Here is a 23,907-nt window from a genome sequence, read left to right on the forward strand (position 1 = left end):
ATGGTGGTCTGGGTACTTCCGGTGAATTACCTTTTGGGATCCCTGCCCTGTGGGCTTGTGGTCACCTGGCTCTTCAGGGGTGTGGATCTCCGAAAGTACGGGAGTGGAAATATCGGAGCGACCAACGTTTCCCGGGTCGCGGGGTTCTTCCCTGCTCTTCTTGCTGGAGTAGGGGATGCCCTCAAAGGGTTCTTCGGTGCGTACCTTGCTCTTCGCTTTCTGGGTTCGTCTCCTGTGCTCTTTTTCCTTGCCACTTCTCTGGTCGTTGTGGGGCACGACTGGTCACTTTTTTTGAGATTCAGGGGAGGGAAGGGAGTGGCTACAACTCTGGGGGTGCTGTTTTGCCTTTCGTGGCAGGCGGCACTTCTGTGTTTTCTGACCTGGGTTGTGATGGTGGCCATCACCAGGTATTCTTCGCTTGGTTCCTTAAGCGGTGCCCTGGTGATGCCGATTCTCCTTTTCCTCTTCCGCCGCCCCCAGGCTTTCGTGTGGTGGGGAATATTCGCAGCAGTCCTGGTGTTTTTGAGGCACAAGGACAACATTCGCCGGCTTGTGCACAGGCAGGAGCTCAAAATTGGCGAGAGAAGGAGTGAAGGACATGGGAGGGAATGTCCTGGAGCTGAACGAGACGAACTTTGAGGAAGAGGTGCTGCGTGCTCGGGAACCGGTGCTTGTGGATTTCTGGGCAACCTGGTGCATGCCCTGCCGCATGATGGCACCGGTTGTGGAGGACATTGCAAGGAGCTTCTCTGGCCGGATCAAAGTGGGGAAGGTAAACACCGACGAGGCTCCTTCTCTGGCCCTGCAGTACGGTGTCCATGCAATTCCCACGCTGATTTTCTTCCAAGATGGGAGAGAGGTCGAGCGAGTCGTGGGTTATGTTCCCAGGCGGGTTCTTGAGGAAAAACTCAAAAGGATTCTGGGCGAGGCGTAAAGCTTTCGCGTTGTTGGGAATCGTCATTCTCGGAGCACTTTCTGGGGTTCTGGGGATTGGAAAGGCAGAAGCCATTGAGCTCCGTGGCGAGAGAGTGTTCGCCATGAATACTCTGCGTTGTATCCGAAATGGACCCCAGGTGGAGAAGAGGGTTGCCCTGACCTTTGATGATGCTCCCAACGGGCACACAGCGGAAATCCTGGCCATTCTTGACCGTTTCCAGGTAAAGGCGACATTCTTCCTCATAGGTGCTCAAGTGCTTAGGCATCCAGACCTTGTCCAGCGCATTGTTGCGGCAGGGCACGAAATAGGAAACCATTCCTTCTCTCATGCATTCACCCGAGAATGCCCGGCAGAGAGCATAAAAGAGGATATAGAGCGCGCCGAGAAGGCCATCGTCAATTCCACCGGACGACTTCCCCTGTACTTCCGTCCTCCTGAAGGCCTTGTGACTCCGGCGATTGAGAGAGCCTGTGGCATGACAGGGTACAGTCTTGTCACCTGGTCGCTGGATTCGGAGGACTGGAGGGCACAAACAGAGGATGAAATCGTTGAGCGTGTTCTTCGGGATATCCATCCTGGAGCCATTGTGCTTTTCCATTCCCTCCCCCGCACTGTTCGCGCTCTTCCCCGTATTCTTTGCGCCCTTCTGGAGGCAGGATACACGTGTGTTCCCCTTTCTTCCCTCCTCGAGTGACAGGGGGCTTTTCCTGGCCCAGGGAATGGGCTTTCCTTGAGGAGGTTCTCCGTGACTTCCGGGGAACCATCATGGTCATTGCGCCTCCAGACCGTGGGAAAACCACCCTTGTGCGCCTTATCGTTCGATTCTTCCTTGAAAGAGGGAAAAGGGTTGGCTGGGTGGATGCCGACCCTGGCCAGTCGCAGATTGGTCCACCGACAACCATTGGGGCCTCCGTCCTCCTGCAGGAAGCAGGTTTATCGGAGCGGTTATTCACCCCATTTTTCCACTTTATCGGGGACACAACGCCTGAACGGGACGTTGTGGCTTTTGCCCTTGCCACCTTTGACCTTGTGCGTTTGGTGAGGCGGCGAAGTGATGTGGTTGTCCTCGACACCTGTGGGCTTTTCCATTCCCCTGTGGGGTATCTTCTCAAAATGCTCAAAATACGACTCATTGAACCGGAAATAGTGCTCGCTCTGGGAGAAAAGGAAGAGTTTCTCCCTTTTGCCCCTTTTCTCAAGGACCGTTTCCTCCCGCTTCCCGTGCCTTTGGAAGCCTCAAAGAAGGATTACCTGCATCGTCGTGACCACCGTCAGAAACTTTTTGCCCTCTATTTCTCCGCGGGAAAAGAGATGAGGTTTCCGCTGGCCTCTCTCCGGTTTTCTCTTCCCTGGTACCCCTCCTTTTTCCTCTGGGAAATGGTGGAAGAAGAGAGCGAAGTGCGCTTCAAGAGTCCTGGAGAAGAAGTCCTTCTCGTTCCTGCCGGAGGGGGGGTTGAGGAGGAGGGATCTGCGTCACGGGTTACTCCAGCTGATGTCCTGGAGGGGCTCATCTGCGGGCTTTTTGGGAAGGATGGAAAGGATCTGGGAATTGGCATTATTGAACGGGTTTTCTGGGAGGATCGCGTGCTTCTTCTCTGGGGAGTTCAGTGTGTCCCCGGGAAAGTCGAGGCCATTGTCCCTGGAACAATTCGTCTGACCAGAGAAGGAGAGGAAAGAGGTCGTTTCTCCGTGTGTTTTTCTCCCCTTCGCCTGGAGCGGAAAATATGGAAACCCTGAGGTTTTTTCAATGTGCACGGCGCAAACCGTAACCCTGGGGGTGCGCGAGAGGGTTTCCGCAAGGGCTCTGGTGGTTTCCTCTCCACCCTGAAGCTCAAGGATGGCAAGATCATCCTCAGCACGGTGTCCTTCAGAGGAGGTCTTGTGGAGACCAAGGCGTGTTTCTTATGGTTTGTCCAGACTCCGTGAGGATTCTCTGAACCCCCTGAAATGGCAGTGGATTCGGTGGGCGATCTCCGCAAGAAGAAGGTTGTACACCACGGTATTCGCTCCCTTTTCCAGGGGTTGTACCAGTTCGCTATAATACCCGAAAGGGGGTGATTGCCGTGCCTGTTGCACTGGTCATGGCAGGAGGGAAAGGAGAGCGGCTCTGGCCAGCGAGCCGGAGTCATCGACCGAAACAATTCATCAGTCTCTTTGGGAAGACCCTTCTTCGCCACACGGTGGAGCGCATCCTGCCCCTTGTGGGGGTTGACCGCCTCTATGTGGTCACCCAGAAGGAACACCTTGAAGCGACGCTTCGAGAGCTCCCTTTTCTTCCCCCTTCGCACCTGATCCTTGAACCGGTGGGAAAAAACACTGCTCCCTGTATTGGGCTTTCGGCGGTGCATTTTGCACGGATTTTCTCACCCGACGAGGTTATGGTCGTTCTTCCGGCGGACCACATGGTCTTCGAAGAGGAGAAATTCCAGGAAGCGGTGAGCCTTGCGGTGGAGGTTGCTCAAAGCGGTGAGTGGCTGGTGACCTTCGGCATCCCCCCAACCTATCCCCATACCGGGTACGGGTATATCCGCTGCGGAGAGCTCTTCTTTAGGGATTCTAGGGGCTGTGTGTACCGGGGGGAAGGTTTTACCGAAAAGCCGGATCTCAGCAAGGCCGAAGAGTACCTTCGCTCCGGAAAGTACCTCTGGAACAGCGGAATGTTTGTGTGGACTATCGGTGCCATCCTCTCAGCCTTCAAGACATGGGCTCCAGAGATCAGCTGGGGGTTGGAACGAATCGCAGAAAGCTTGGGAACCCCAGAGGAGGAAGAGGTGCTTGTGGAGGTCTTTTCTGCTTTTCCTTCGATTTCCATCGACTACGCTGTCATGGAACGGGCCTCCAGAATTCTGGTCGTTTCCGCTTCCTTTGGATGGAGTGACGTGGGGTCCTGGAAAAGCCTGGGGGAAATTCTGCCAAAAGACGCCGGTGGCAACGTCGCCCTGGGAGAACACATTGCCCTCGAAAGCCGGGGATGCATTCTCTGGACCAGAAAGCCCGTGGTGACCTTCGGGATGGAGGATGTGGTCCTGGTGGAGGAAGAAGACCTGCTCTTCCTTGCGCCGAAGAACAGAGACCAGGACATTCGCCGGCTTCTCGCCTACCTCCGGGAGACTGGCAGGACAGAGTACCTGTAGCCATGGCTGAAGTACTCCAGGCAGACAGAAAGGCCATTCAGAGGGCAGCGTCTTTTCTCCGGGAGGGGAAACTCGTTGCCTTTCCTACCGAAACGGTTTACGGTCTTGGTGCCTGTGCACTGAATCCTCAGGCTGTGGCCCGAATTTTCGAGGTGAAGGAGCGCCCCTTCTTCGACCCCCTGATTGTTCACGTAGCTACTCTTGAGATGGCTATGGAAGTCTGTGAATTTCTGGATCCGCGGGCTTTGCTCCTTGTCGAGCGTTTCTGGCCTGGACCACTCACCCTTGTTCTCCCCAAAAGACCTGTTATTCCTGACATCGTTACTGCAGGGTTACCAACCGTGGGGGTACGAATGCCTGCCCATCCTGTGGCCCTTGAGCTCATCGGAGAAGCTGGGATTCCCGTTGCCGCACCAAGTGCGAATCTCTTCGGGCACCTGAGTCCGACGACAGCTACTCACGTTGTCAAGCAAATTGGGGACCGGATCGACCTTATTCTTGATGGTGGTCAGTGTCCCATTGGGGTGGAGTCGACGGTTCTTGAGCTTCTCGAGGAACCGGTGCTCCTCAGGCCTGGAGGAATTCCCCTTGAGGATCTCGAAGGGGTCATAGGGAAGATTCGGATAGGTTCTCTGAAAGACGGTCCTCGTGCTCCGGGGCAGCTCCCTTTCCACTATGCTCCCCGTATTCCCCTGCGCATTGTCCCTCAGGGAACCCCTCCTCCTCCGGGATTCCGGGTGGGGTTGCTGGCCTTTCAGGTGGTACGACATCCAGAGTGGTTTGTGAAAGTTGAAATCCTTTCGTCAAACGGAGATCTCCGGGAAGCAGCGACCAACTTCTTTGCCTGTCTTCACCGCCTGGAGGAGGCTGGCCTTGACCTTATTTTCGCCGAACCGGTGCCCGAAGTTGGTCTGGGAAGGGCCATCATGGATCGTTTGCGTAAGGCTGAGGCAAAAACCCTTCAGTGAGGTGGATGTAATATGGCTCTGGTTCTCATTACCGGTGGCAGTGGTCTTTTGGGATCCTGGGTGACGTACTATCTTGTGGATCGAGGGAAAAAGGTGATCTCCTTTGACCTTCGGGAGGCCAACCAGGATTACCTCGAGGATCGGAGGAGTGCCATCGTTTTTTTCCGGGGAAGCGTTCTGGAGTGGTCTCATCTGGTACAACTTTTTTCTAACTTTCCCGACATTGAAGGCATCATTCATACCCCCGCGGTGATGGCCTCTCCACGGTACTGGAACGACCCTTACGCTGCTACTTTTCTCAACGTTGTTGGTACCCTCAACCTCCTGGAATGTGCTCGTCTTTTTAAGATTCCAAAGTTTCTCTACGTGAGTTCTGGCGCTGTTTATGGAGAGACCAGAGACAATCCCGGAGAACTCACTCATCCTGTGAATCCCTCAGATCTCTATGGAGCAAGTAAGGCCAGTGCGGAGTACCTCGCGCTCCAGTACGGTCACCACTATGGTATTGACGTCCGCATTGTCCGTCCTTACTTCTTTTTCGGTCCGGGTCTTCTGCCTTCAGAAATGACCCCCGTTTTTCGGGTTCTTCTTGGATCCCTTGAAGGCCTTGAGGAGCTTGTTCTTGAAAGCGGGAGGGATCAGAGACTTGGCTTCACCTACGTGAAGGACACGGCCTGGGGGACGGTGCTGGCTTACGAGAAGGAACACTTAAGGCACCGTATCTTCAACATCGCTACTTCTGAGGTGACGAGCTTTCCCGATCTTGCCCGCCTTGCGCAAAAATACAGCGACCACCCCCGGGAGGTCATCCTTGGTCCTGGCAAGCTTTTTCCTCGCGGGGAAACGCTTGATATCACTCTGGCTCGGGAAGAGCTGGGGTTTGAGCCTCGCTACCGGATGGAGGAGGCTGTGGCAGAGTACGCTCGCTGGGTGAAAAGGGAATTGCAGAGGAGAAATCGGAAGAGGACCGTGCAGGAGTACGAACGCTGAGGGGGTGAGATTCTGTGGAATATGGCGTCGGGAAGCTCGAACGGGTTGTGGTGGTGAGCATTTTCCCAGGAGAGTACGTTCTTGAAACCCTTGAGGAGGTCATTCGCAGGGAGTGCATCGAACACGGGGTCATTCTCTCCGGCTTTGGGACCCTGAGCGAGGTTCATTTCCACTGGGTGACAACAACAGGCCTGCCACCCGTGGAGCGTTTTGAAAAGTACGAGGGACCCTTTGAGCTCCTTTCCCTAAGCGGTGTTATCGTTGGTGGGGAACCCCACGTCCATGCGGTGGTTTCAAATCCTCAGGGAGCCTATGGGGGGCATCTTGAGCGCGGCAACAAAGTCCTCTACCTTTGCGAAGTGGCCATTGGGGTTCTCACTGGGGTGGCGATGAGGCGAGAGCGAACGCCTGATGGCATCAGGCAGCTACGCTTTGATAAATAAGGGATGCAGTGTATGAGGGTCCGGAGGACAGGAGAGCTTTTTCGGAGCTTCTCCTTTTGTGCGTGCTGGGTTGGACTCATTGTTCTGGGTGTTACCTTTTGGGCATCTGCCTGTGGTACGGGAGAGGAAGTTGTGGCTTCGGGGCTTCTCAAACAATGGTTCCAGAACCCCGGCAGGCTCTGGGGAGGTACGGTTCCAGTCCGTGGCCGGACAGAATCAAGATCCGGGGATACATCGGGGAGGACAAGGGAAGGTACGTTGTTTTTGGAGAGGTGGAGGTGACAAGCGTTCCTGGCGAGGAGCAAAGGAGGAAGGTACTCCTTCCTGTGGAGAGAACTGGTGATCGATGGTGGATTACCGAAGCACAGAAACAGATTCTCGGCCTGGCCCTTCCTGAAGTGTATAGAGGGAAAGGGGGAGCGGGCATGGCTTCCAAGGTTGACACGCCCCCTTGGGAAACATATAATTCTTCCGATGCTGGAAAGCTGGAAGGGAAAGGTGGCACTGTTTCGATGGTAGAGGTGACAAAAAAAGAGGAAAAAGAGAAGCACGTCTTTGAGCTCGAAGTAGAGGTAACAAAAGAGCGGGTTGACCAGGTTCTCGAGAGCATTTACCGGGACTTCAACTTTCGAGTTACGGTGCCAGGCTTCCGCAAGGGTCGGGTTCCTCGAGCCATTCTTCGTGCTCGTCTGGGAAAGGAGGCCTTCCTGGATGAGCTGGTGCATCGTCTCGTTCCGGAAGCGGCAAAGGAGGTCTTGGAGAAGGAAGGCATTGATGTGGTGGGAGAACCTGATGTGGAAATCCTTCACGTGGAGGAAGGAGAGCCTCTCCGTTTCCGTTTGAAGGTCATTGAGAATCCTGAAGTTCTTCTGGCCCGTCCTGAAGAGCTCGAAGTGCGAAAGTACCGCCTTGAGGTTCGGGAAAGCGACATCGACGCGTACATTGAGGAACTCCGCAGGCGCTTTGGGCAATGGGAGGAACAGGAGGGGCCGGTGGTATCGGGGGATATGGTGATTGTCGCTGTAGGGGACAAGCAGTATACGGTGCAGGCAGGAGGTGAACAGCATCCCCTGGCTCAAGAGGTTCTTGGTATGCGACGGGGAGAGCGACGGACGGTTACTCTCGAGGGTGAGGAAAAAGAACTGGAGGTTCGTACTGTTTTCCGAAAGCGACTCCCCGAAGTGAATGAAGAGTTTGTCAAGCATTTTGGGGAAGATTACGCATCGGTGGAGGCCTTTCGAGAGGACGTTCGGAAGATCCTTGAGGGGCAAGCCCAGGAGATGGTGCAGGAACGCCTGCAGGAGGAGGCTGTGGTTGCCCTCTGCCAAAAGTCGCAGGTCTACATTCCTGAGCCCCTTCTTGAGGAGGAAACCCGGAGGGTCATCCAGCTTTTTGAGGGGCGATTGCGAGAAAGTGGAACTACCCTCGAGCGGTACCTTGAACTTATGGGGTATGATTTCGCCACGTTTACTGAGAAAATGCGCAACATTGCTCGCTGGAGGTTGAAGAAACACTTCGTTCTTCAGAAATACGCTAGAGAATATGGTCTTGAAGTGACTGAAGAAGAGCTCCATCGCCTTGTGGAGAGTGTTGCACAACGCACTGGAAAGCCGCTTGAAAAGGTGGCAGAACGCCTTGTTCGGAGCAATGCTCTGGTGGAGGCTGCGAACCGCCTCCTCTCGAGCAAGCTTGTTGAAGACCTCCTCTCGAGAGTGAAAATACAAGAAATCGCAGAACCCTTGAATTTTGATCAGTGGCAAGCTTTGGGAGATCCTGAAGAGGAGATGGTTCAGGGATGAAAGAACCCCGTTTGAGTTACCTTGTGCCCATTGTGGTGGAGCAGACCCCAAGGGGTGAGCGAGCTTACGATATTTACTCCCGGCTCCTGCAAGACCGCATCGTCTTTCTGGGAACGGAAATCGATGACACCGTTGCCAACCTTGTCATTGCCCAGCTCCTTTTCCTTGAAGCGATGAACAAGGAAAAGGATATCAACCTCTACATCAACAGTCCTGGAGGTTCGGTTTCGGCGACGCTGGCCATTTACGACACCATCCAGTACATCAAGCCTGATGTTGCGACCATCTGTATTGGGCAGGCTGCAAGTGGAGCGGCAGTTATTCTCGCCGCTGGGGCCAAGGGCAAGCGGATGGCGCTCCCCAATTCCCGGATTATGATCCATCAGCCCCTTGGGGGTGCACAGGGACAGGTGACAGACATCGAAATCCATGCCCGGGAAATGGTGAAGATCCGGGAGAAGCTCAATGAAATCCTCGCTCGCCATACTGGCCAGTCCATTGAGAAAATTCGCAAGGACACGGAGCGGGACTTTTTCATGTCCCCCGAGGAGGCACGGGAATACGGGCTTATAGATCGGGTTCTGTATCCGGAAGAGAAGGGCGAGAAGGAGACCAGAGAGGATGCCGAAATTTGAGGAGGAGAAGATTAAGTTGCGGTGTTCCTTCTGTGGTAAAACACAGCAGGAAGTGCGAAAGCTCATTGCGGGTCCAGGAGTGTACATCTGTGACGAGTGCGTGGAGCTCTGCAACGAGATTCTGAAAGAGGACTCCCGGAAAAGCAGGAAAGAGTTCGTCCTTGAAGAGCTCCCCTCGCCTCGCGAGATTAAGGCTTTCCTTGACCAGTACGTTATTGGTCAGGAACGGGCCAAGGTTATCCTTTCCGTTGCCGTATACAACCACTACAAACGGATTATGCAGCCCAGAGACTCTCAGGACGTGGAGATTGAAAAGAGCAACATTCTGCTTCTTGGCCCGACTGGATCGGGGAAGACGCTCCTTGCCAAAACCCTGGCACGCTTCCTGAACGTTCCCTTTGCCATTGCGGATGCCACGACGCTCACCGAGGCTGGGTATGTGGGAGAAGACGTTGAGAATATCCTTCTCCGCCTTCTTCAGAATGCAAACTTTGATGTTAAAAGAGCAGAGAAGGGCATTGTTTACATCGATGAAATCGACAAAATTGCTCGCAAAGGGGAGAATCCCTCCATCACCCGGGACGTTTCCGGGGAAGGCGTGCAACAGGCGCTTCTGAAGATTCTTGAGGGGACCATTGCGAATGTTCCTCCTCAGGGTGGTCGGAAACACCCGCACCAGGAATTCATTCAGGTGAACACTGAGAATATCCTCTTCATCTGTGGTGGCGCCTTTGTGGGTCTTGAGCGCATCATCGAGAATCGTTTGAAGGATCGGAAAATTGGTTTTGGTGCCCGTGAGAGCCTTTCCGAGAAGGAACTCTCCCGGAATATTCTCCACGAAGTGCAACCAGAAGACCTCCTGAAGTTCGGCATGATTCCCGAGTTCATCGGCAGAGTACCGATTATCTGTGCCCTTGACCCCCTCACCGAAGACGACCTGGTACGCATCCTCACCGAGCCCAGGAATAGCCTTGTCCGGCAGTATCAGAAGCTTTTCGAAATGGAGGGTGTGGAACTCATCTTCACCGAGGGAGCCTTACGACTCATTGCCCGTGAGGCCCTGGCCAAAGGTACTGGTGCCCGGGGGCTTCGGGCGATTATGGAGCGGCTCATGACCGACCTTATGTTCGAAATCCCCTCGCGGAGGGATATCAAGAAGGTCGTCATCAACGAGGCCTTTGTAAAGGGTGAGAATCTCCTCTTCCTCAGAGAAGCTCGGGAAGAGAAGCTCGCGTGAGGTACCATGGAGAAGTCCGTTGCCCTTCCACCAGTCTTTGAGGCTCAGGCGGTAGAAGAAAAGTGGTATGAGTTCTGGGAAAAGAATGGTTACTTCATCCCTTCTCCAGACCCTCAAAAACCTCCCTTTTCCATCGTTATTCCTCCTCCAAATGTGACGGGACACCTTCATATGGGCCACGCCCTGAACCTTACCCTTCAGGATATTGTTATCCGGGCAAAGCGCATGCAGGGGTACGCAGTCCTCTGGCTTCCTGGCACGGACCATGCGGGAATTGCCACACAGAACGTTGTTGAGCGGCAGCTTGCCAAAGAAGGTCTCAGCCGCCACGATCTGGGTCGGGAGAAATTCCTGGAACGGGTCTGGGAGTGGAAAGAGACGTACCATGCAAGAATCGTACAACAGCTCAAGCGTATGGGAGCTTCGTGTGACTGGACTCGGGAACGATTCACGATGGACGCTGGTCTTTCCCGAGCAGTGCGAGAAGTCTTTGTGCGGCTTTTTGAAGAGGGCTTGATTTACCAGGGTGAGTACATTGTCAACTGGTGTCCCCGCTGTGAGACGGCCCTTGCCGATATCGAGGTGGAGTATCGGGAAATCCCCGGGAGACTCTACTACATCCGCTACCCCTTCGTTGATGGGGCAGGTTTTCTGGTTGTGGCCACCACACGTCCTGAAACCCTTCTTGGGGACGTGGCCTTGGCGGTCCATCCTGAGGACCTGAGGTACCAGCAGGTTGTTGGGAGAAGGGTTCGCCTCCCACTTTTGGACCGGGAAATTCCTGTTATTGCTGACGAGTACGTGGACCGAGAGTTTGGCACTGGTGTCCTTAAGGTTACCCCAGGTCATGACCCTCACGATTTTGAGCTGGGGCGACGGCACAATCTATCGGTTATTCGGGTTATTGACACCCGGGGTGTGATGACCGAGGACGCAGGACCATTCGCAGGGCTTCCCCGGGAGGCGGCTCGGGAAGCGGTACTTCGAGCCCTTGAGGAAAAGGGGCTTCTGGAGAAAGTTGAAGAGCATCGTCACGCCGTTGGGCACTGTTACCGTTGCGGAGTGGTAATTGAGCCTCTCGTGTCCCGGCAGTGGTTCGTCCGGATGAAAGAACTTGCCCGTCCTGCAATCCAGGCGGTTCTGGAGGGGCGAGTTGTCTTTGTTCCGGAGCGCTGGACCAGGATCTACTTCGAATGGATGGAAAACATCAGGGACTGGTGCATTTCCCGGCAAATCTGGTGGGGCCACCGGATTCCGGTGTTTTACTGTCAGTCCTGCGGGTATGTTTTTGCCCATCGGGAAGCCCCGTTGAGCTGTCCCAAATGTAATGGCGTGGTGGTGCAGGATGAAGATGTTCTCGACACCTGGTTCAGTTCCGCCCTCTGGCCTTTCTCAACATTGGGTTGGCCTGAGAAAACTGAGGACCTGGACCGCTTCTATCCTACCTCGCTTCTGGTTACGGGTTTTGATATTATTTTCTTCTGGGTGGCTCGGATGATTATGATGGGCCTCAAGTTCATGGGAGAGGTCCCTTTCCGCAAGGTATATATCACGCCTCTTGTGCGAGACGAAGCCGGGCGGAAGATGAGCAAATCCCTGGGGAATGCTATTGATCCTCTGGAAGTTGTCGAAAAATACGGTAGTGATGCGCTGCGTTTTGCGCTGGCCTGGCTTACGGTTCAGGGACGGGACATTCACCTTTCCCTGAAGAGGATAGAAGCAGCGCGAACCTTTGTGAACAAGCTCTGGAACGCTTCCCGCTTTGTTCTGATGAACCTCGAAGGATATTCTTTCTTGCCTCTTGAGGCGGGAGAACTCGACCTCAAAGACCGGTGGATTCTCTCTCGCTTTCAGAAGGTGCTCCGTTCGGCCACGGAACAGCTTGAGGCCCTGGAATTTGGGGATTTTGTTCAGCTCCTCTATGATTTTGTCTGGAGTGAGTACTGCGACTGGTATGTGGAGTGGAGCAAAGAAGACCTCTACCGGGGAGGAGAGAGCAAGCGAAAGGCCACGCAGAACGTTCTCCTCTCGGTTTTGAGCGGCCTCCTGCGCCTCCTCCATCCTGTTATCCCCTTTGTGGCTGAGGAAATCTGGCAGTACCTCCCCACCCCCTATAAAGCAGCAGAGAGCATTATGATCGCTCCCTGGCCGCAAGAGGATACCCGCTGGATCAGCGAGGACGCAGAGCGTGACGTTGCCTTTCTCCAGGAGCTCATCCGTGAAATCCGGTACTTGCGGGCGGAGCTCAACATTTCTCCTTCGGTGGAAGGCGTGGTATGGTTGAGCTGCGAAGAGGACGATACTGTGCGTCTTCTGTCTTCCACGAAGCGATATGTTGAGCAGCTTGCGAAATGCCGTGTGGAACGAGTTGGGAAACACCTCTCTCGACCAACCCAGGTGGCCTTGGGTCGGGTGCGGGGTGTAGATGTGTTCTTCCTTGTGGAGGGTGTTGTGGATCTCGAGAAAGAGACCCAGCGCCTTTTGAAAAAGCTTGCCGATCTTGAGGAGGATCTGGAGCGGCTGGAGAAGAAGCTCCAGAATGAGAATTTCCTTGCCCGCGCTCCTCAAGAGGTCGTGGGGCAGGAAAAGGAACGGTACAGAGAGGTGCGGGAAGAAACTGAGCGTCTTAAGCGACTCCTTGGGGGTATCCGATGAAGCTGCCGATGCCTTTGCGGCGGAAAGACCCGGTGGAGACGCTCATTGTCCTTCTGGGCGCGGTTCTGGTGGTGGTCTTTGCCTTCTTTATGGCCCGCGGGGATCTCGACCGTTACGCGGAACTTCTTGTGGCTCAGGAGCTTCCCTCCCTTGTTGAGGTTGTGGAAATGGAGGAGGTTGTTCCCGTTTCACCTCTTGAGCAGTGGGCGCAGGAATTCTCCCAGTCCTCCCCCGTCGGGATTGTGGAAGAAGTTCCCTCTCCAATTCCTCTGGCGCAGGAGGAGAGTAGAAAGTCTGGGGAAGTACAGGAAAAACCACAGCCGCCTCAAGAAACCCGCAAGGAAACCCCTCCTCCTGTGGGGGGTCAGGCCTTTCTTCAGGCGGGGGCGTTTTCCCAAGAGAAAAACGCTCGAGCAATGGTGGAGACGCTCCGGCGGTTTGGGTACACTGCCACAATCGAGCGTGTTTCGGGGATGTACCGGGTGAGGGTGTACGGCTTTTCTTCTCTTGAGGAAGCCAGAAAAGCAGCAGCTCGACTTCGATCTCAGGGCATTGAGTGTTTTGCAGGGAAGTGAAAGGGGAACCACCATGACACTTCGGGAGGTCAAAGAGATTCTTGAAGCTGAAGTCCTGGCGTGTGAGGACCTTCTTGATCGGGAACCGAGATCAGCCTGCGGGAGTGACCTTTTGAGTGATGTTCTGGCCTTCACAAAGGAGAACTCCCTTCTCCTCACAGGTCTCACGAACCCTCAGGTGATCCGTACCGCGGAGATGAGTGATCTCATCGGCGTGGTGTTTGTGCGCGGGAAGCGCCCTGAACCGGCGACTATTGAGCTTGCAGTCATGAAAAAGATTCCCCTCTTGGCCACGAGGCTCCCCATGTATGAGGCCTGTGGAAGATTGTACATGCGAGGACTTCGGGGTTGCAGCGAAGTGGAATGACCGATGAGAAACCCCTTATCGAAATCGAGCGCAGAATCACAGGAGGGGATTTCCAGAGTGCTGGAGATGTGTCCAGTGAGCTCAAGAGGATTCTCCAGCAGATTGGCTTCCCGGCGGCCTTCAGCCGCCGGGTGGTGATCGCCGCCTACGAGGCAGAGATGAACGTGGTGATTCATGCTTTCCGGGGGGTTTTTCGAGCCTGGATTTTCCCGCAGCGCATTCACATCGAAGTGGACGACGAAGGTCCGGGAATCCCCGATCTTGAGCTCGCCTTCCAGGAAGGGTACTCCACTGCGCCTCCTCATATTCGCGAGATGGGCTTTGGAGCAGGATACGGCCTCTCGAATATGAGGAAATGTTCTGACCGCCTTGAGATTGATACCCGTGTTGGTGAGGGGACAAAAGTGATTATGGACTTTTTCTTGAATCCTGATTCTTGAGGTAGATGGGTGCGCGTGGAGATTTACCATTCGGTAGTTCTCGATGAAGAGAAATGTAAGGGATGCACGCACTGCATCCGGCGCTGCCCCACGGAGGCGATTCGGGTCAAGGGTGGGAAGGCTCGCATTGATGAAGAACGGTGCATTGACTGTGGAGAATGTATACGGACCTGTCCGAATCATGCCAAGTACGCCCAGGCAGACCCTCTCGAGGCTATTCAGAGATTCCGCTACCGGGTTGCACTCCCCGCGCCGGCCTTCTACGCTCAATTCAAGTTCACCATTCCTCTGGGAAAAGTTCTCAACGGCCTTTTGCGCCTGGGATTCCATGAGGTCTTCGAAGTTGCCCGGGGAGCGGAAATCCTCTCGGCAGAAATTGCGAGGTTTCTGAAAAAAAAGGACCTGGTCTTGCCGGTGATATCCTCAGCGTGTCCGGCTGTCGTTCGTCTCGTGGAGGTCAAGTTTCCTTCTCTTCTTGATAATCTCCTCCCCCTTGATTCACCTCTTGGTGTGGCGGCGAAAATTGCCCGTCTTCGGGCTCTCGAGAGGGGGTACCGTCCAGAGGAAGTGGGGGTCTTCTTCATCACTCCCTGCCCGGCAAAAGTAACGGAGGTTCGCCAAAGCGGAGAAGCCCTGGGGAGAATCGATGGGGCTATCTCCATGGCCAGTGTCTACACCCGGCTTGTAAATGAACTCCACCTTGTGGAGGACAGACCAGAACTTCAGATTGCTGGATTCCGAGGTATCGGATGGGCCCGGTCTGGAGGAGAGCAGGAATCTCTTGGCGAAGGGGAATATATGGCTGTTGATGGCATTCACAATGTGATTTCGGTCTTTGAGAAAATCGAAATGGGAGAACTCAGGGAAGTGGTGTACCGTGAGGCACAGGCCTGTGTTGGTGGATGTGTGGGAGGGGTCCTGGCGGTACAGAATCCCTTTATCGCCAAAGTCAACGTGAACCATCTCCTGAAGAAATACAGCGTGTTTCGCCCGTGGAGCGAAGAGGAAATGGAGACGTGGCGGAAAGCGGGTGTTTTCGTCCGAGAACGGGCCTATGAGGCCAAGGAGGTCCTGAAGCTCGATCAGAATTTCCAGCGAGCCATGGAGAAGTACCAGCAGATCGAGAAACTCCTTGAGCTCTTGCCCGGACTGGACTGTGGTGCCTGTGGTTCACCGACGTGCCGGGCTCTGGCAGAGGATGTCGTTCAGGGAAAAGCCGAAGAAGTGGACTGCCCATTTCTCCTTCGCGACAATATGCTCGAGCTGGCTCAAGAAATCTATGCCTTGGCAAGCCGGGTACCACAAACCATGGCGGGGAAGAGGAGGGAGGACATTGGCGATCAAGGTTCGAGATCTCGTGGAGCCCCTTGAGGCAACGGTGCTTGTGGCTGGAGATATGGAAAGAGAGATTAAGGGAGGATACTGTGGGGACCTTCTCAGTGATTGCATTGCCCACGCAGTTGAGGACAGCGTCTGGGTAACTGTACAGTCCCACCCCAATGTTATCGCTGTTGCCATTCTCGTCGGCATTCCCTGTGTGGTGGTGGTCAACAACTACGATGTGGACAAGGAAACCCTTGACCGTGCTCAGAAAGAGGGCATCACGGTGCTCCGGACTCCTTTGAGTGCTTTTGAGGCGGTGTCCCGCCTTTCAGCTCTGGGAATACCGGGGAAAAGGCGCCGTGAGCATTAGGGTATTTACCGCAGACCTCCATATCCACACCGTCCTATCCCCCTGTGCCCAGCGAGACATGCTTCCGCACTGTATTATTCTTGAAGCCCTGGAGAAGGGTCTTGACTGTATTGCGGTGACCGACCACAATGCCTGCGACAATGTTGCGGTGACACTCTCCCTTGGAGAAAGATTTGGGCTCTGGGTCATCCCCGGTATAGAGATAGAGACTAAGGAGGAGGTGCATCTCCTCGCCTATTTCCCTACTCTTGAGCATCTCCTGGCTTTCAACCGCCTCGTAGAGGAGCACCTCTTCACTTTTCCGCTTGACACAGGGGTATGGGGAGAGGAATGGGTTATCGGTGAGGAGGGCAATATCGTTGCCAGAAAGACCTCCCTCCTCGCTGTCCCTGTGGCTCTTTCCCTCGAGGATGCGGTGGAGGAGGTGGAGCGCCATCAGGGTGTGGCGGTGCTTGCCCACGTTGACCGGAAAGCGTACAGCGTCTTTTCCCAGCTTGGTTTCCTTCCCCCTGCACTTCCAGTCAGGGCCCTTGAGATCTCTCCCGCGCTTTCCCTGGAAGAAGCTCAGGAACGTTTCGCCCTTTCCGGATATCCTCTTCTCTCTTTCTCTGATGCCCACGGACTCTCGGAAATCGGCCAGAGGGTGACACTGTTTCGGATGGCCTCTCCCCGGTGGGAGGAGTTACTTCTTGCCCTTTCGGGGGAAGGGGGACGTGGGATCGCTCTCTCCGGTAGTGACGAACGTTTGTAAAACAGGTGTTCAATTTCCCCTCCCCGAGGTGTATAGTAGAGTGGTTTTTAGGGGAGCAAAGTGGAGGAAGGGGGAGGGGTGTGTTCGTCGGGCAGTACGCCCATGGGGTCGACGAAAAGGGGCGCGTTATCATTCCCAGTGCTTTCCGGGAAAAGCTTGGAGGCAAAGTGTATCTTTCCCGGGGCATCGAGCACTGCATCTTCCTCTATCCTGAAGACTCCTGGGGTAATCTCTATGCGAAAATTTCCTCTCTTTCCCTTACCAGGAAGGAAACTCGGGATTTTGCCCGCCTCTTTCTTTCCACAGTCGCCATAACCACCTTGGACGCTCAGGGTCGTATAGCACTGCCGGCGTATCTTCGTGAGTATGCCCGTATTGGGCGCAAGGTAATGCTTATCGGTGTGGGAACACGGGTTGAGATCTGGGGAGAAGAACTGTGGCGAGAGTACGTGAGCACGGTTGAGGAACGTTTTGCTGAGATTTCCGAACACATTGTGGATACGGGAATATGACGGTGTTCTTCCACGAGCCGGTCATGGTGGAAGAGGTGTGCCACTTTCTCCTCCGGGGAGAGGGAGTCTACGTGGATGCTACTGTAGGCGGAGGTGGACATGCCAGGGCTATCCTTGAGCGTCTGGGACCGTCGTCGATGCTTGTGGGGATTGATCGCGACAGAGAAGCTCTGGATGTGGCACACAAGACCCTTGCGCCCTTTGCCTCACGAGTACGCCTCGTTCACGAACGGTTTTCTCGCCTCAGAGACATTCTTGCCCTTTTTGGGATACAGAAGGTACGGGGAATCCTGTTTGACTTGGGGGTTTCCTCATGGCAGCTTGAACGGAGCGAGCGCGGGTTCAGTTTCCTCAGGGAGGGACCTCTGGACATGAGGATGGATACGTCGTGGGGGAAAACGGCCTTTGACCTTCTCCGTACCCTCTCAGAGGATGAGCTTGCAGAACTTTTCTTCCGTTTTGGGGAAGAGCGATACGCTCGCCGTATTGCCCGGGCCATTGTCCGTTACCGCAAAAAGAAGCCAGTTGCAACCACAACGGAACTCTCAGAGCTTGTTGCTCGTATTGTCCCGCGGAGGAGAATTCATCCAGCAACCCGGGTGTTTTTGGCCCTTCGTATCGCGGTCAATGACGAGCTTGGAGAACTTGAGCGAGCTCTTGCCCAGCTTCCCGAGCTTCTTGAAGAGGGGGGACGGGTGGTGGTTTTGAGCTACCACTCCCTTGAGGACCGTCTTGTGAAACGCTACTTTCGGCAGAGCTCTTCCCTTCAGGAGGTGACCAGAAAACCTGTGTTTCCATCACCGGAAGAGGTTCGGCGGAATCCCCGAGCCCGGAGTGCCAGGTTGCGTGCTGCAGAGAAGGTGAGTTTTCTGGAGGGGAAGGCATGAGGCGAATGCGATGGCTTTGGGGAGGGGCATTGCTATTTTTCTTTTCAGTGGCCATGCTGTATCTTGGCATGCAGGCTCTGGTCCTTGAAAAAAGTTTCCTTGTGGCTCAGAAGAGGGTAGTACTTGAAGACCTTGCTGCGGAGAAAGAACGCCTTGAGTCTGAGGTGGCCACCCTTTCATCCCTTGAACGTATCCGCTCCATTGCCGAGCAGCGCTTGGGCATGGTGCCTCCAGAGCGCGTTGTGTATGCAGTGGTGGGGAAGGAAATCCTGGGGAAAGAAGAGGGCGAAGCTCACGTTGCCTACCATCCGGGGTCAAAGCACGGGAAAGAATGACGATGCTTTCCCAGAGTTTCATCCGGCGGGCTGCATTGTTGAGTTCCCTGCTTTTTTTCCTCCTGGGCGGAGTGGTTTTTCGCCTCTTCTATCTCCAGATTCTCAACCATCACCTGTACCGTGAGGAAGTTCTTCGTCGTTTCACCCTTGATGAACTCCTTGCCCTCCGGGGAGAAATTTTTGACCAGAATGGGGAGGTGCTGGCCAGGGATGTTGAGGCGCTGACGGTGTATGCCTGTCCCCGGGTTGTTCCTGACCCCTCTCAAGCTGCAGCCCGGCTGGCACCCCTCCTTGCGGAGGACGAAGAAAAGCTGCGCGAGCGGCTGTCTGCTCATACCTCGTTTGTTGTTCTCCGGGCAGGAGTCCCGTCATCGGTGGGGAACGCACTAAGGGAGGCTCGGGTGGACGGAGTGTACTGGGTCCGGGAAACCCGGCGTTTCTACCCGAAAGCCCCCCTTTTGAGTGCCGTGCTTGGATTTGTGGGAAAAGACCGCAAAGGCCTGGAGGGCCTGGAGTACGTGTTCGACAACCTCCTTCGGGGGAGAGACGGGTACGTGACTTTTGAGCGCGATGCTCTGGGGCACGAAATCCCCACAACGGTTACCCTGCATCCCCCTGAAAAGGGGAAGAATCTGCATCTTACCATTGATACCACAATACAGTTCTTCGTCGAAGAGGCACTTGATCGGGCAATGGAGAGAACGAAGGCCAAGCGAGGGGTCATCATCGTGAATGATCCGAAGACCGGGGATATCCTTGCACTGGCTTCCCGTCCGGGTTTTGACAATCGCCGTTTCCAGGAATTTCCTCCCGAAGCCTGGAGGAACTACGCCATCAACATGGTGATTGAGCCCGGTTCAACGGTGAAGCCCCTGGTGCTTGCGGCCGCCCTTGAAGAGAAAGTGGTTACTCTGGGAGATACCTTCTATTGTTCCGGGGCAACGCGTGTGCACAATCACCGGGTGCGGTGCATCAAGGCTCACGGTCAAGAAAAACTTGAAGACGTGTTGATAAATTCCTGTAACGTTGGTATTATCTCCGTAGCCCAGAGGCTGGGGAAAGAACGACTCTACAGATATCTCAAGGGTTTCGGTTTGGGAGAACGAACAGGTGTCCCTCTTCCAGGAGAAGAAGAGGGCCTTTTGCGTCAGCCAGAGCAATGGTCTTTGCTTTCCATTGGTGCCGTAGCTATAGGACAGGAAATGATGATCACACCCCTGCAGCTCCTTGTAGCTCTTTCGAGCATTGCCAATGGGGGAATGCTCATGCGACCGCGCCTTGTGCAGAGGGTGACGGACGCACTGGGCAACACCCTTGAAGCATTCCCCCCTTCCCCGGTTCGAAGGGTTGTGTCGGAAAAAACGGCACGTCTTGTGCTCTCCATGATGGAGAAAGTAGTGACTGAGGGGACGGGGAAAAAGGCGCAGGTTGTGGGGTACCGCATTGCAGGAAAGACCGGAACAGGACAGAAGGCCGGTCAGGGTGGGCGGTATGTTCCGGGGGCATACTATTCTTCTTTCGTGGGGTTTTTCCCCCTTCCTGACCCTCGCTTTGGAGTTCTTGTGGTTCTTGATGAACCCCAAGGAGAGTACTACGGTGGAGATATTGCGGCACCGGTCTTCCAGGAAGTGGCAGAGCGCATTCTCCGGTATCGAGGGGTTATTCCTGAGCGGGCGGAGGTCGAAGCGTTTTGAGGATTCGAGAGTTCCTCTCAAGTTTCTCTTACGTGAAGGCCCATATCAGAGATTGGGAAGAGGAGATCGTGGGTATAGCGCAGAATTCAAAAGACGTCCGTCCGGGATATGCCTTTTTTGCCCTTGTGGGGAGCTCTTGTGATGGGCATGCTTTTCTCTGGGAGGCCGTTGATCGAGGAGCTCGACTCCTTGTGGGGGAGAGGGAGGAACCTTTCCTTACCCTGGGGGAAGACATCTCCTGGGTCTGTGTGGAACAGAGCCGGAGGGCCCTGGCTCTGGCTTCCCATGCTTTCTTCGGCTTCCCCTCTCAGAGAATGCACGTTGTTGGAGTTACGGGGACGAACGGGAAAACCACGACCTGCTTTCTGATCCAGAGTATTCTCGAAAAGAGTGGAGTGCCCTGCGGCCTTCTGACCACGGCCCGGAACATTGTCGGTCCTTTTGAGTGGGAACCTCCCAATACCACTATGGAGTCCCTTTTTCTTGCTCAATCGCTCCGGAGGATGGAGACCTTGGGGATTCACCACGCGGTTCTTGAGGTTTCCTCTCATGGCCTTGCACTTTGGAGGGTGGAAGGCATCCTTTTCGATGTTGCTGTCTTCACCAACATCGTTCCGGAGCATCTTGAGTTCCACAGGACCTTTGAGCATTACTGGCGGAGCAAAAAGAGGCTTGCGGAAATGGTAGAAGAGAACCTTTCCAAGCCCTTCCCGAGGGTCATCGTTGCCAATGGAGAAGACGAGCACATTCTTGCCATGGTTCGTTCCTTAGGGGTTCCCCTTTTGCGTTTCGGCTTCCTGAAAGGGCTTGAGGTCCAGGCGGCTTGTGTGCAGTGGGATCACTCTTCTTCCATCTTTCAGGCACTGACGCCTTGGGGACACTTTGAGGTTTTCCTTCCTCTTCCGGGCAAGCACAACGTGTACAATGCCCTCGGAGCAATTGCTGTAGGTCTTGCCCTTGGGGTCTGTCGGGAAGCAATTCAGGAAGGTCTTCGTCATCCCCGGAGGGTTCCGGGAAGGTGGGAGGTCATTGAAGCTCCCCAGGGTTTCAAGGTCATTGTCGACTTTGCCCATAACTGGCATGGTCTGGAACATGCTCTCAGGACAGCAAAGGCGCTGAAGCCCCGCCGTCTCATCACCGTCTTTGGGTGTGGTGGAGAACGGGATAGGAGCAAACGTCCTCAGATGGGGAGAGTGGTGGCAGCTTTCAGCGATGTCTGCATAGTGACCACAGATAACCCTCGGGGAGAGGACCCCCTGCAGACTGCACAGGACGCGGTTTGGGGGATTGAGGAAATAGCCAGGGAAAAGCCTGTGGAGTGGTTTGTGATACTTGATCGGGTTGAGGCCATTCGTCTTGCCCTTTCCCTTGCCCGGGAGGGGGATGTGGTTTTCCTCGCCGGCAAGGGCCCCGAACGTTTCCAGGTGTACGCTACAGGAAGCGTTCCCCACAACGACTATGAGGTAGCCCGGCAGCTACTCTTTCCGGAGGGAAGGCGTGATGTGGTTCACCCTTGAGGAAATCAGAGGGGTTACCCAAGCAGAGGTTCTTAGAGTCCTGGGTACGAGTTTCGAGGGAGTGGCAATTGACTCCCGTAAGTGTCAAAAAGAGCAGCTTTTTGTGGCCCTTCGGGGAAAGAGGGTCGATGGCCATGCGTTCATTGGTGATGCCCTAAAGCGGGGCGCTTCAGGAGTTCTGGTGGAGCGGTGGGAGGGGGATGCTGAGACAACGGTTTTTGTAGTCCCCAGTACAGAAGAGGCGCTCCTGGCCCTTGGCAAGCATGCTTCCTCTCGTCTGAGAGGAGTAAGGATTGGCATCACCGGAACGGTGGGGAAAACTACCTGCAAGCACCTTTTTGCCCATTGTCTCGGTCAGAGGTTTTCTGTGGCCCTGACTCCCCAGAGCTTCAATACCGTGGTGGGAGTGTCTTCGAGTTTTGCAAACTTTGACGAGCACGTAGCCTTTGTTGTTGTTGAGGCGGGCATAAGCGAAAAGGGCGAGATGGAGGTTCTCTCCGGGCTCATTCGTCCTGAGGTGGCGGTCTTTACCGCCTTTGGCGAGGGTCACCTTGAGGGTTTAGGATCGGTTCTGGAGGTTGTTGAGGAAAAGCTGAAGCTTCTGGGGGAGAAGACGCAAAGGGTGTACCTGAATGTGGACCGGGGGATTCCTGAGGAACGCCGGGTCAGAGACCGTGTTCCTCAGGCAGAGGTTTTCTCCTTTGGAGCAAGTCAGAGAGCTCGTCTTCGTCTGGTCTCTTTTGAGCTGGACGTCTCCCACTTGCTCTCGAGGTTCACCGTGGCGTGGGAAGGGACAAGTCTTTCCTTCGAAGCCCCGATTCTTGCTCCTGAGGTGGCTGTGGTGAGTCTTCCTGCTATTCATTTTGCCCTTGAGATGGGTGTGCCTTTCGAGGAACTTCGGGAGAGCTTGAGAACTTTTCGAGAGCTTCCTGGGAGAGGAGGGTTCTTCCGATGGGGGAATGGCGTGGTGATCGATGATACCTACAACGCCAATCCCCCCTCGATGCAGAAAGCGGTGCATCTCCTTTCGCGATTTGCTCAGGAAGGGTATTCGACGTATCTCGTTTTGGGAGACATGCTGGAACTCGGGGATTTCGCTGAGGAAGCTCACCGGGAAATTCTTGAACGTATTCAGGCTTCACCAATCAGGCAGGTCCTGCTTTTTGGTCCTCACTTTGTGGGCATTGCCCAGAAGGAATTTGCCCGCGAGGTCGAACGGGGACGGTTCGTGGTTCTTGCTTCTTTTGAAGAAGGCAGGGCCTTTCTTGAATCTCTGGCGATTGCCCAGGAACAATGGGTGGTCCTTCTCAAGGGTTCCCGAGGCATGGAGCTTGAGGCGATGATGCCGGAGGAATGGAGGAGTGCTCCTGGTGATTGAGCCTGTCGTGCACGGAGGGTTGAGGATCGCTCTCTCCTGGCTTCTGGGGATGGTTCTTTTCCCTGTATTCATCCGCTGGCAACGGCGAAAATCCCTTGGCCAGAAAATTAAGAAAGAGGGGCCGGCAATGCACCTCCACAAGGAAAACACGCCGAGTATGGGTGGGGTCATTGTGGTCTCTGTGGCCTTCCTTGCGGCGTTTCTCTGGCCTCCGGTACCGGATCTCTTCCCCTATATTCTCCTGCTCTTTGGCTTTTTCCTCCTTGGGTTCCTTGACGATTACTGGAAGAGCGTTCTCGGGCAACCCTGGGGCTGGAAGGCACGATATCGCTTCGTCCTTGAAGTGCTCCTTGCCTGTGGGGTGGTATGGTGGGGAAGGGCTTTCTTTCCCCCTACTTTGGTTGTTCCTTTCACGAATAAGGTGATTACTCTCACACCGGCTTCTTTTTTCCTCTACGGCGTGCTGCTCATTGTGGCGTCCTGTAATGCCTTTAACATTGCTGATGGACTGGACGGTCTTGCAGCAGGTTGCGGTATTCTCACGCTTCTTTTCTGGGGAATTCTCCTGGAGCTTTTGCACCGACCTTCCTTCGCCGCACTTGCTTTTGCTTTTGTGGGTGGACTTTGTGCCTTTCTCTGGTTCAACTGCTGGCCGGCTGAAATCTTTCTGGGGGACTCGGGGTCTTTGCCTATCGGGGCCCTCATGGGGATTCTGGCACTGGCTTCCGGACATTCGCTGCTTCTTGTCTTTTCCGGAATCGTTTTCGTCATAGACACGCTCTCGGTCATTCTTCAGGTCCTGAGCTTCCGGGTATTGGGGAGAAGGGTTTTTCTCATGAGCCCACTCCACCACCATTTTGAGCTGCGGGGAGAAAAAGAAGCACGGGTTACTGTTCGTTTGTGGATGGTCCAGGCGCTGGGGGTTCTTCTTGCCTCCATCGGTTTTTGGAGGTGAGTTTG

25 protein-coding genes are annotated in these 23,907 nt (G+C 54.8%); all 25 read left to right on the forward strand.

Annotation, left to right across the window (positions count from 1 at the left end; genetic code table 11):
• The 25 genes from plsY to mraY all read left to right on the forward strand — a co-directional run bounded on the left by plsY (position 1) and on the right by mraY (position 23,902).
• Positions 1 to 639: a glycerol-3-phosphate 1-O-acyltransferase PlsY gene (gene plsY / locus ACPT9Q_RS10095; RefSeq protein WP_038304549.1), complete on the forward strand. Its 639-nt coding sequence runs from the start codon at positions 1 to 3 to the stop codon at positions 637 to 639.
• Complete coding sequence (trxA, locus tag ACPT9Q_RS10100) at positions 599 to 934, forward strand: thioredoxin (protein ID WP_017872844.1); 336 nt, start codon at positions 599 to 601, stop codon at positions 932 to 934. Before plsY ends, trxA begins: the two co-directional genes overlap by 41 nt.
• Positions 935 to 944: 10 nt before the next feature.
• Entirely contained in the window at positions 945 to 1,631 is a 687-nt protein-coding gene (locus ACPT9Q_RS10105) for a polysaccharide deacetylase family protein (protein ID WP_427365759.1), read from the forward strand.
• Positions 1,601 to 2,674: a Clp1/GlmU family protein gene (locus ACPT9Q_RS10110; protein WP_427365760.1), complete on the forward strand. Its 1,074-nt coding sequence runs from the start codon at positions 1,601 to 1,603 to the stop codon at positions 2,672 to 2,674. The genes ACPT9Q_RS10105 and ACPT9Q_RS10110 overlap by 31 nt, the downstream gene beginning before the upstream one ends.
• Positions 2,675 to 3,000: 326 nt before the next feature.
• Entirely contained in the window at positions 3,001 to 4,071 is a 1,071-nt protein-coding gene (locus ACPT9Q_RS10115) for a sugar phosphate nucleotidyltransferase (protein WP_017872849.1), read from the forward strand.
• A gap of 2 nt (positions 4,072 to 4,073) precedes the next feature.
• Positions 4,074 to 5,039, forward strand: a complete 966-nt coding sequence (locus ACPT9Q_RS10120) for an L-threonylcarbamoyladenylate synthase (protein WP_427365762.1) — start codon at positions 4,074 to 4,076, stop codon at positions 5,037 to 5,039.
• Positions 5,040 to 5,051: 12 nt separating this feature from the next.
• Positions 5,052 to 6,029, forward strand: a complete 978-nt coding sequence (locus ACPT9Q_RS10125) for an NAD-dependent epimerase/dehydratase family protein (RefSeq protein WP_427365764.1) — start codon at positions 5,052 to 5,054, stop codon at positions 6,027 to 6,029.
• Positions 6,030 to 6,043: 14 nt separating this feature from the next.
• Positions 6,044 to 6,472, forward strand: a complete 429-nt coding sequence (locus tag ACPT9Q_RS10130) for a PCC domain-containing protein (protein WP_017873561.1) — start codon at positions 6,044 to 6,046, stop codon at positions 6,470 to 6,472.
• 155 nt (positions 6,473 to 6,627) lie between these two features.
• Positions 6,628 to 8,271, forward strand: a complete 1,644-nt coding sequence (gene tig / locus ACPT9Q_RS10135) for a trigger factor (protein WP_017873560.1) — start codon at positions 6,628 to 6,630, stop codon at positions 8,269 to 8,271.
• Complete coding sequence (clpP, locus tag ACPT9Q_RS10140) at positions 8,268 to 8,906, forward strand: ATP-dependent Clp endopeptidase proteolytic subunit ClpP (protein WP_017873559.1); 639 nt, start codon at positions 8,268 to 8,270, stop codon at positions 8,904 to 8,906. Before tig ends, clpP begins: the two co-directional genes overlap by 4 nt.
• Entirely contained in the window at positions 8,893 to 10,143 is a 1,251-nt protein-coding gene (gene clpX / locus ACPT9Q_RS10145) for an ATP-dependent Clp protease ATP-binding subunit ClpX (RefSeq protein WP_017873558.1), read from the forward strand. The genes clpP and clpX overlap by 14 nt, the downstream gene beginning before the upstream one ends.
• A 6-nt stretch (positions 10,144 to 10,149) precedes the next feature.
• Positions 10,150 to 12,798 carry a valine--tRNA ligase gene (locus tag ACPT9Q_RS10150; protein ID WP_427365766.1) on the forward strand — a complete coding sequence of 883 codons (2,649 nt, stop codon included), beginning with the start codon at positions 10,150 to 10,152 and terminating at the stop codon, positions 12,796 to 12,798.
• A complete protein-coding gene (locus ACPT9Q_RS10155; protein ID WP_017873556.1) occupies positions 12,795 to 13,373 on the forward strand; it encodes an SPOR domain-containing protein in 579 nt (192 codons plus the stop codon). Before ACPT9Q_RS10150 ends, ACPT9Q_RS10155 begins: the two co-directional genes overlap by 4 nt.
• Positions 13,374 to 13,386: 13 nt before the next feature.
• Complete coding sequence (locus tag ACPT9Q_RS10160) at positions 13,387 to 13,740, forward strand: DRTGG domain-containing protein (protein WP_017873555.1); 354 nt, start codon at positions 13,387 to 13,389, stop codon at positions 13,738 to 13,740.
• Positions 13,737 to 14,180, forward strand: a complete 444-nt coding sequence (locus ACPT9Q_RS10165) for an ATP-binding protein (RefSeq protein ID WP_017873554.1) — start codon at positions 13,737 to 13,739, stop codon at positions 14,178 to 14,180. The genes ACPT9Q_RS10160 and ACPT9Q_RS10165 overlap by 4 nt, the downstream gene beginning before the upstream one ends.
• Positions 14,181 to 14,189: 9 nt before the next feature.
• A complete protein-coding gene (locus tag ACPT9Q_RS10170) occupies positions 14,190 to 15,551 on the forward strand; it encodes a [Fe-Fe] hydrogenase large subunit C-terminal domain-containing protein (protein ID WP_427365767.1) in 1,362 nt (453 codons plus the stop codon).
• Complete coding sequence (locus ACPT9Q_RS10175; protein ID WP_427365768.1) at positions 15,514 to 15,873, forward strand: DRTGG domain-containing protein; 360 nt, start codon at positions 15,514 to 15,516, stop codon at positions 15,871 to 15,873. The genes ACPT9Q_RS10170 and ACPT9Q_RS10175 overlap by 38 nt, the downstream gene beginning before the upstream one ends.
• Complete coding sequence (locus ACPT9Q_RS10180; RefSeq protein WP_017873622.1) at positions 15,863 to 16,624, forward strand: PHP-associated domain-containing protein; 762 nt, start codon at positions 15,863 to 15,865, stop codon at positions 16,622 to 16,624. The genes ACPT9Q_RS10175 and ACPT9Q_RS10180 overlap by 11 nt, the downstream gene beginning before the upstream one ends.
• Before the next feature lie 80 nt (positions 16,625 to 16,704).
• The gene (gene mraZ / locus ACPT9Q_RS10185; protein ID WP_017873621.1) at positions 16,705 to 17,136 is read left to right on the forward strand and encodes a division/cell wall cluster transcriptional repressor MraZ; all 432 of its coding nucleotides are present in this window, start codon (positions 16,705 to 16,707) and stop codon (positions 17,134 to 17,136) included.
• Positions 17,133 to 18,023 (forward strand): 16S rRNA (cytosine(1402)-N(4))-methyltransferase RsmH, encoded by an 891-nt coding sequence (gene rsmH / locus ACPT9Q_RS10190; RefSeq protein ID WP_017873620.1) that lies wholly within the window; start codon positions 17,133 to 17,135, stop codon positions 18,021 to 18,023. The genes mraZ and rsmH overlap by 4 nt, the downstream gene beginning before the upstream one ends.
• Positions 18,020 to 18,358, forward strand: coding sequence for a hypothetical protein (locus ACPT9Q_RS10195; RefSeq protein WP_017873619.1), 339 nt, complete (start codon positions 18,020 to 18,022; stop codon positions 18,356 to 18,358). Before rsmH ends, ACPT9Q_RS10195 begins: the two co-directional genes overlap by 4 nt.
• Before the next feature lie 2 nt (positions 18,359 to 18,360).
• Positions 18,361 to 20,052 (forward strand): peptidoglycan D,D-transpeptidase FtsI family protein, encoded by a 1,692-nt coding sequence (locus ACPT9Q_RS10200; RefSeq protein WP_427365769.1) that lies wholly within the window; start codon positions 18,361 to 18,363, stop codon positions 20,050 to 20,052.
• Complete coding sequence (locus tag ACPT9Q_RS10205; protein WP_427365770.1) at positions 20,049 to 21,569, forward strand: UDP-N-acetylmuramoyl-L-alanyl-D-glutamate--2,6-diaminopimelate ligase; 1,521 nt, start codon at positions 20,049 to 20,051, stop codon at positions 21,567 to 21,569. Before ACPT9Q_RS10200 ends, ACPT9Q_RS10205 begins: the two co-directional genes overlap by 4 nt.
• Positions 21,553 to 22,947: a UDP-N-acetylmuramoyl-tripeptide--D-alanyl-D-alanine ligase gene (locus tag ACPT9Q_RS10210; RefSeq protein ID WP_427366764.1), complete on the forward strand. Its 1,395-nt coding sequence runs from the start codon at positions 21,553 to 21,555 to the stop codon at positions 22,945 to 22,947. The genes ACPT9Q_RS10205 and ACPT9Q_RS10210 overlap by 17 nt, the downstream gene beginning before the upstream one ends.
• Entirely contained in the window at positions 22,940 to 23,902 is a 963-nt protein-coding gene (gene mraY / locus ACPT9Q_RS10215) for a phospho-N-acetylmuramoyl-pentapeptide-transferase (RefSeq protein ID WP_427365771.1), read from the forward strand. Before ACPT9Q_RS10210 ends, mraY begins: the two co-directional genes overlap by 8 nt.
• Positions 23,903 to 23,907: the final 5 nt, after the last annotated feature.

The sequence above is a fragment of the Candidatus Caldatribacterium saccharofermentans genome, from assembly GCF_050267035.1.
In the GTDB taxonomy this organism is placed as follows: domain Bacteria; phylum Atribacterota; class Atribacteria; order Atribacterales; family Caldatribacteriaceae; genus Caldatribacterium; species Caldatribacterium saccharofermentans.